The sequence below is a fragment of the Hungatella sp. genome, from assembly GCF_046966825.1.
In genome coordinates, this window is sequence record NZ_JBKVCZ010000209.1 from 1 (window position 1) to 7681 (window position 7681).

Sequence of the window (7681 nt, forward strand, 5' to 3'; positions counted from 1 at the left end):
CCTTTTCAATGGTCTCTTCAATCTCCTTCTTACTTTGAACGGGTGTAAAATAGCGTGAAATAACAGTCGGCTTTAATCGAAAAGTTTTATGCTTTGCTATTTCTAATATTTCACTTTTCTGCCCTGACAAAATCTCTGCTATCGTTTTCTCCGTGAGATTGCCTTCTTTCGCATAAGAATGGAACAGTGCAGCTTTTGTTGTATCCAGACGATATCCACCTTGTAAGTATTCTTCCAGTATTTCCTGATACGCTGTGTTTTCGATAAAAGAAAGATCATAGGCCGCGAGAAACGTGATCTCTCCCTGGTCAAACCGTTCTAATAAAGGTGGAATCAATCCAGCGATCCGGACATATTTGGCAACCTTATCCCGGTTTAATCCATACTTTTCTCCCAGCTTTTCATCGGTCCGAAACCTCGTCACAGTTTTTGACACAGTTGATGCTTCGTTCTCTGGCGTTTCACCATTCTGCGACCTCGTCACAGATTCTGACACGGTTGAAGCACCTGCGTTATCATCAGAATTTAGTAACTCATCTAATTCATTTAACAGGTCTGTACGTTTCCCCTGACTTTTTAAAGCATCATAATGCTGCTTCAAACAAAACGCGCGCTCAGACTCGCTTAAATCAGAGAAAGAACGCTGTCTTAAATTCGTCTCCGCCATAATCAAAACAGCCTCTTCATGCGACAGGTTCTCCTTTATCACCACAGGTGCTTTCTTTAAACCTGCCAGGATTCCCGCATTCCGCCTGTTATAACCGCTGAGGAGAATATATTCCTCCCTCCTATGCCACAAAATCAACGGCTGCAAAATACCATAATTTCTTATGCTGTCCACCATATCTTCCAGGCGTTTTCCTGTATAGAGTTTAAATCGGTGATCGGAAAATGGCTTCATCTGATCAAACTCCATCTCTAGTTGTTCTTTTGAAGCAGCAGAAAATTGGTTCCTTTCCGTTAATACTTCCGACACTCCTGGTTTCTCTGGTTCCCCCTTTATCGGGAAATCCAAAACATTATCTGCACTTTCCAGACTGATTGACAAAAGCGAACTCTTTGTAGGAATTTTCGGAATTCTAGTTGCCACTGTCGATCACCTCCTGCGCAAATCTCTCATATGCCACGGCTGCCGGGTTCGCCGGTTCCAGTTCGCAGATTGTCATTCCAGCATCCACGGAATCTGCAACCCTGACAGAACGCGGTATGGTATTAGAAAAAATATGTACCTTTTCTCCCAACGAGTTCTCCACCTGACTTTTCACTCGCTTGGAGACCCTGGTCCTCTGATTGTCCATCGTAAAAAGGATTCCTTCTATTTTCAAGTTCTTATTGCATCGGCTCTGTATCTTATGGTAAGCCCGTAGAAACGCGCTCATTCCCTCTGCCGCCAGCGTCTCAGATTGCAGCGGAATAATAAGACTGTCCGCACAGATCATAACATTAATCATTGGAATTCCCATCTTTGGCATACAATCAATGATAATATAGTCATAGCTGTCTCGAATGGTATCCACGAACTCTTTTAGTTTGTACTCACAGAACGTAGCATCACTCATCAGCTTTTCAAAGTTATCGAGTTTCTCATTGGCAGGTATCAGGTGAACACCGTTTTCTGTCTGAATGACATACTCGCCTGCCTCCGGCAATGGCTCATCCATTACCAGCCTTTTCAGAAGATCATAGATAGTAAATGGTAACTGCTCCGGGCACAGCACTCCGGAAAGAAGTGTACTGTGCCTCTGGCCGTCAAAATCAATTAATGCAACCTTGTACCCCCTTTTCGTTAGCAAGTACGAAAGAGTGGTGGCGGTAGTGGTTTTACCCACTCCGCCTTTCTTATTTACGATACCGATTACCTTTCCCATTTTTGTAATTCCTTTCTTGCTGCTTCAAAGTTTGGATAAAAAAGAAAAAACGACACGATCCTCCTCTCATTGGTACTTTACAGTATGTTTTCTCTTCACCTATTCAGATTAAATGGATCAACTGTAGTCAGATATCAGGACTTCAATGCAGACAGCTCTCCTTCATTAATTTTGTCACTGTAATATTCCATTCTCTACTGTTTTTATCCCCTACGTCTGAATTGCTGAATGAATAGAAAATAAGCATAACCCGGTGAAAGCCGCATGGTTGCAAGCTTTTCTGAGGTTATGCTTATTATAACTCAGGCGTTTGCCGGGAATCCAAGGATAAAGGCCAGCAGTATGACGCCGTCCATTCCGATGACCTGGGCGAACGGATCCAGAAATCCGGAGCAGTGTGCAAGGAGTGTCGCATCGCCCACGGAAATATTGGCCATCAGCCAGATGATGAGTCCCGCCGGTGCTGCGACTACGATGGCACGGCCCAGGACGAACAGGGTTCTGTCAAAAATCGAGCGTACGATGACTTTTCCGATCTGCGGCTTCCGGTATGGCGGCAGCTCCAGCGTGAAGGAAGAAGGAACGCCTTTTAATACCGTGGCGGACAGAATCTTCGAGATCAGAAGTGTCATGAGCACTCCCAGAACGATGACTCCCGCCAGAATTGCAGCAGACAGGACTGAGGAGAATGCCCCGGCAGCGCTTCCTACGAAAAACATGGTAATAATGGCGATCATCGTCGGGAAACGTCCGTTACAGGGCACGAAGTTATTGGTGATCATGGCGATCAGCCGCTCCCTCGGAGAATCGATAATACGGCATCCGATGATTCCGGCGGCATTGCAGCCAAAGCCCATGCACATGGTCAGTGCCTGTTTTCCGCAGGCGGCACACCGTTTGAAGCACCGGTCCAGGTTAAATGCAACTCTTGGAAGGTAACCGAAGTCTTCCAGCAGCGTAAACAACGGGAAAAAGATTGCCATTGGAGGCAGCATAACCGATATTACCCATGCCAGAACCCGGTAAACGCCATGAACGAGGAGATCATTTAAAAGCACTGGCATACCGATGGCGAGAAACAGCTCGCTGATCCGGTCTTCCACCCAGAATAAGCCTGTGCTCAAAAGTTCGGACGGATAGTTGGCTCCTGTAATCGTCAGCCAGAAAACGCCTAAAAGAATCAGAAACATAATGGGAAATCCGGTTGCTTTGCTTGTAAACAGACGGTCCAGAAGACGATCCTTTTTATCATACTTCTGATTCTCGTACACCACCGCTCCCCGGCAGATAAACTCTGCTTTTCGTACAAAGACTGATGCCATGTCATCACTTACGCGCTTCTGTGTGATACCCCGTTCCTTCCACTCTTCCCGGATTTCCGCCAGAAGGGAGCTTACTTCCAGTGATTCTGCCACGGGAGTGAGATATTTGCGTACGGCTTCCATCAGGTTCTCGTTGGAGTCCAGGAGCCGTGCGCAGAGCCAGCGGATATTGACGCCCTCGCCAGCCGTCTTCCTTACCACAGGTGTGAGCCGGGCGATGGCCGCCTCGATGTATTCCGGATACCGGATAAGAATCCGCGGCGCCGGATTTTCATCGAATCGTCTGTCTGCCGCCTTCTCTGCTGTTTTTCTAACTTCGCTTTCTATGTCTTTTACGTTTTCAGCCTCTGATTCCGCTGCTTCCATATTACTTGCTTCTATATCTCTTGCTGCTATGTTTTTTGCTTCCGCTTCTGTTTCCTTTACAGATTCTGCCGCTTCTGCTACGGCTTCCTTTTCCACGCCTTCCGCTTCAACTTCTGCCTCCATTTCAACGTCTTCTGCTTCCATTTCCACGCCTTCCACATCCACAGCTTCCGTCTCAGCATATTCGCCCTCCACCACTTCCATGTTTCGGGCGCTCTCCAGCCTCTTGTTCAGCTCCAGCACGTGTTTCAGGCCTTCATAAATCTGTTCCAGTCCTTTTCCGCTCCTGGCCGCAGTTCCGATGACGGGCACCCCCAGGCGCTCCTCCAGGACATCGAAACGGATAGAGATCGATTTTTTCTTAGCCTCATCCATGAGATTGACGCAGACCACCGCCCGCCGGTTGGCCTCCAGAATCTGGAGCACCAGATTTAAATTTCGTTCCAGACAGGTGGCATCACAGACAACGATAACTGCGTCCGGATTTTCAAAGCAGATAAAATCTCTTGCCACCTCTTCCTCTGAGGAATGAGCCATCAGAGAGTAACAGCCAGGGATATCCACCATAACATATCCCTGCTCTCCATCGTTTGCATAGCCCTGGGCGTTTGCCACCGTTTTTCCGGGCCAGTTTCCGGTCGGTTAATATCATTTAACGGTAAGATAGAAATTGGAGGGAGAGAAAAGATGAACAGAACAGACGAATTGTTTTTTGAATTGATCGAAACTTACCAGCGGCACGCCCAGGCTTCCAGAAACGCAAAGTATCAGGAGACTCGCGAGATGGCTGAGATACTCCTCAACATGGATATTACCGCCATGTGGTCTTTGACGCAGCGCACACCGGACACGAGATACCGGTTGATGTAGATAGGAGACAGGGCGGAGCTAATGGGGGCAGCTGCCGCCCTGCTGATATGAGCATACTTATATAACGTTTTTCGGACCGTGGTGTGATGCAAAAAAAATAAGCCCGAATAGGCTTAAGAGAAAAGACAAGGGAGGGCGGGCTTGCCACCGCTCCCCCATCTACAAACAGTATAGCAGATAAATATAGTTATGACAATAGGCGGCCCACTGCGGACCGCCCTTTTTGTATCTATCCATTAGCAGCCACAGTTATTCTGCCTGCAGGAAGCATTATTACAGCCGTCTCTAAATCCGGCCTCATAAGCTTCTTTTCTCTCTCTGGCGCATGGATCGAAACAGCAATTGTTATCGCTGCAATTGCATTTATTCTCACAGGGATTGTTGCATACGCATCTGCAGCAATTATTACAGCAATTATTTCTACAACCACACCAGTTACCACAGAGACATCTACATATATTACACATGATTTATTTCCCCTTTTAATATGATAAATTATAGTTTATTATATGCAAAAAGGGGACAAAGGTGACAAGTATTGACTACCCTACCCACTGCACCTCGAGATTGCCCTGGCTGAGATTATTCGTGACCAACAACGCCCCGTACGTCGCCATATCCACTTTTGACGGATTAAGCATGTAGGCCAGACCGCCGATAATCGCATAACCGGTTACCATGTTCCCAGCATCGTCCACATAGAACCACTTATTCTTGTACTTAATCCACCGCGCTTTCTGCAGTTCTCCATTGATCGTGAAATGCCAGTTCCCGGCTCCGTCCTCGAAACTCTTCACGTCGTCTTCCTGGCCGCGGATCCGCAGGCAGAAGTCCGTCCATAACTCCGGATTGTCCATCATCTTGCGAGGGCACCACTTCCGTTTCGCATCGTAGTGCCGGATTACCCGATCAGCAGGGATCCCCGTCTCCTGGATCAGATGTCTCACCAGATCCACGCAGTTAAGCCGCGCCTTGTCATAATCGCTGTCCGGATTAACACATATCTCGATATTGATCGTATTGTTGTTATTGACTCCGGCCACCAACGGCGTGCCGTACTGCTTGCCGACGGCCCATGCTCCGTCTGTATGGTTGAGTGTCTGGTAGATTGCTACATCATCAACGTAATAATGGACCGATGTATCAAGGTTGCCGTTGTTGTGCGCTCTGGCATGAGATTCAGCTCCGGCGCCCTTTTTAAAGTTGTCTGTCTCGTGGATCACGATGTACTTTGGGTGATTCTGACTTGCGTAGCAATTAATCTGTTTGATTTGTTTCGTAATAGGTAACATAATCGTCCTCCTTAAATATGAAAAGGCCCAGGTTCCCCCAGGCCCAAAATCTTGTGACGTCACAAGTTGTAATATCACAACTTTTTGCGATCTCGCAGCAGCTCCGGCTCTCACCCTGCCGGCTGGGAGTTTCGACCGTCGAAACTATTCTGTTATCTCCGGCAGCCCGGCCACGCTGGTAAGTAGCGACAGCACTCCGGCCAGTACCGATGCACTGATTACCATCGGACCGTTGACATCGCCCAGCACGGCAGCTGTGCCGATCGTAGCTACTGCGGTCTGTGCCATGGTCTTGACTGCCCGGATTCCTGCGGCTTTAATCCATCTCTTTGTTTTCTCGTTCATATCAAAATCCTCCTCTACTTAATAAATACAAAATACCAGCCGCCACCGCTGTTCCGATGGAGCTGGTAATTGATGTAAAAAATGTTTTTTTCGTTGCCGACCACTGCTTCGCTGGTTCCTTCTCCAGAATCTCTACTTTGTCCTTTAGTTCTGATACATTCTCATTTGTATATTTCACCTCACCAATCAACTCCACCATAGTCTTAGACATTGTATGGATCTCATTAATAACCGGCTTCAGATCATCTATCTGGTGAGTATTACTCTTTGATCGCTCTTCGACTTTTGTCAAACGCTCAATGAACTCCGTTTCAATCACATATGGCACCGTCCTTTCAAAATAATTTATATCGCGGCCTCTCCTCACCCCACCACCAGTACCGCAGCCAGTCGTCCAGGACGATTCCAGCCAAGCTTACCGGCAGCCACAGAAGGCAATACTGCGGGCAGATCTGACCGAGTATATTACCAGACAGCCCGCTGTAATCCCAGATATTCCAGCCCAACCACAGGTTGACTATGCAGCCTGTAATAAACTCCAGAACGGTTATGGTGGCCATGCCGATCAGGATCTGCTTCCACAGCGCCATGCTCCATGGCAGGATCTCATTGATCAGCCCCAGGCAGATAAAGCAAGTCCCGCCCAGTAAAAACATGGTCCAGTGGCTCCGACCACGCCAGACAAGCTCCAGAGCCACATACAACAGACCGCCGGTAGCCATCAACACCAAGTACTTACGCAGGATCAGCGCCATCTGCATTACCTCCCGCAATTGCAGCGATCTGCGTCAAGTATGACTGCAGCACCTCTGACTGGTATGCCGGTGGGACATCTGCACCATAAAAAATTACCTGTATCTCCTCTGCAGTCTCGCAACCTGCAATCCACATATTAATCGCGTTACAGTAGGTCGTGTGGTAGCTTACGTGCCACATGGCTGCCGTAATGATAGCCTGCATATCTTCCGCGCTGTAAAAGCGGCACGGCTGGCCGTCTGCATGATACTCAATTTGAGCAGCACCAGAGGTTACCTGGATCTGCTTACCGAAGAGATTAAGCTGGTCCTCGATCGTCAGCGCGAAATGATCGGTACTGCCATCTGATAGTTGAACATTAACGCCCTGATAGATAATCTGCTGGCAGGCTACGGATATCTCCCGGCGTTTTGCGGCCTGCAGCTCCTCCAGTGTTGGAATATATGGCTCCGGCGGTTCTCCCGGCCCCTCTGGCGTCTCAGGCGCTGTATAGACGCTTCCATCGTTAGACAGATACACAGTCTGGCCCTCATCACGATACACTGTGTCATAACCTGTCAAAGTAGTTGCTTCCGTGCCATCGTCCGTGTAGATGGTGATATCCCCCCATACAGATGGCACGGTATCAGGAAATACAAGCTGCATGACATTTTCCGATACCGGACGGATCGATTCGATCTCAAAAAGAGTCTCCTGATTTCCAATTCTGATTTTTTCCATAATTTTTACTTCCTTTCTTGATTTTTTGTATATAAAAAGGCCCTTTAAGGGCCAGAATTTTCATTTTTGTGGTGTTGACTAAATGATATAGTGATTTAGCAGTGAAAGACGTCACCGCACACTTTTACAAAAACGCACCGGT

General features: G+C 47.8%; 9 protein-coding genes and 1 pseudogene. 1 reads left to right on the top strand and 9 read right to left on the bottom strand.

What is annotated here, in order from left to right; genetic code table 11:
* The 3 genes and pseudogenes from ACLTD4_RS32025 to feoB all read right to left on the bottom strand — a co-directional run.
* Positions 1-1090 (bottom strand): ParB N-terminal domain-containing protein (locus ACLTD4_RS32025; protein WP_412331887.1); only part of this gene is annotated, 1090 nt, incomplete at its 3' end.
* A complete protein-coding gene (locus ACLTD4_RS32030) occupies positions 1080-1868 on the bottom strand; it encodes a ParA family protein (protein WP_006771481.1) in 789 nt (262 codons plus the stop codon). The genes ACLTD4_RS32030 and ACLTD4_RS32025, both read right to left, overlap by 11 nt.
* A gap of 302 nt (positions 1869-2170) precedes the next feature.
* Positions 2171-4195 (bottom strand): annotated as a pseudogene (gene feoB / locus ACLTD4_RS32035) (ferrous iron transporter B); the annotation flags it as partial.
* 48 nt (positions 4196-4243) lie between these two features.
* Here feoB and ACLTD4_RS32040 point away from each other — a divergent pair.
* Positions 4244-4426 (top strand): hypothetical protein, encoded by a 183-nt coding sequence (locus ACLTD4_RS32040; RefSeq protein WP_006771483.1) that lies wholly within the window; start codon positions 4244-4246, stop codon positions 4424-4426.
* Between the two features lie 229 nt (positions 4427-4655).
* On the opposite strand, the gene ACLTD4_RS32045 is transcribed toward ACLTD4_RS32040, so the two are convergent.
* From ACLTD4_RS32045 to ACLTD4_RS32070, 6 genes are all read right to left on the bottom strand, one after another.
* Positions 4656-4856, bottom strand: a complete 201-nt coding sequence (locus tag ACLTD4_RS32045) for a hypothetical protein (RefSeq protein WP_154658079.1) — start codon at positions 4854-4856, stop codon at positions 4656-4658.
* A gap of 112 nt (positions 4857-4968) precedes the next feature.
* Positions 4969-5718, bottom strand: a complete 750-nt coding sequence (locus tag ACLTD4_RS32050) for an N-acetylmuramoyl-L-alanine amidase family protein (RefSeq protein WP_259952925.1) — start codon at positions 5716-5718, stop codon at positions 4969-4971.
* 144 nt (positions 5719-5862) lie between these two features.
* Positions 5863-6063, bottom strand: coding sequence for a holin (locus tag ACLTD4_RS32055; protein WP_006771487.1), 201 nt, complete (start codon positions 6061-6063; stop codon positions 5863-5865).
* Between the two features lies 1 nt (position 6064).
* Positions 6065-6382: a hypothetical protein gene (locus ACLTD4_RS32060; RefSeq protein ID WP_006771488.1), complete on the bottom strand. Its 318-nt coding sequence runs from the start codon at positions 6380-6382 to the stop codon at positions 6065-6067.
* Positions 6383-6398: 16 nt separating this feature from the next.
* Positions 6399-6818 (bottom strand): putative ABC transporter permease, encoded by a 420-nt coding sequence (locus tag ACLTD4_RS32065; RefSeq protein WP_039890688.1) that lies wholly within the window; start codon positions 6816-6818, stop codon positions 6399-6401.
* Positions 6799-7539, bottom strand: a complete 741-nt coding sequence (locus ACLTD4_RS32070; protein ID WP_006771490.1) for a hypothetical protein — start codon at positions 7537-7539, stop codon at positions 6799-6801. The genes ACLTD4_RS32065 and ACLTD4_RS32070 overlap by 20 nt, the downstream gene beginning before the upstream one ends.
* Positions 7540-7681 lie beyond the last annotated feature (142 nt).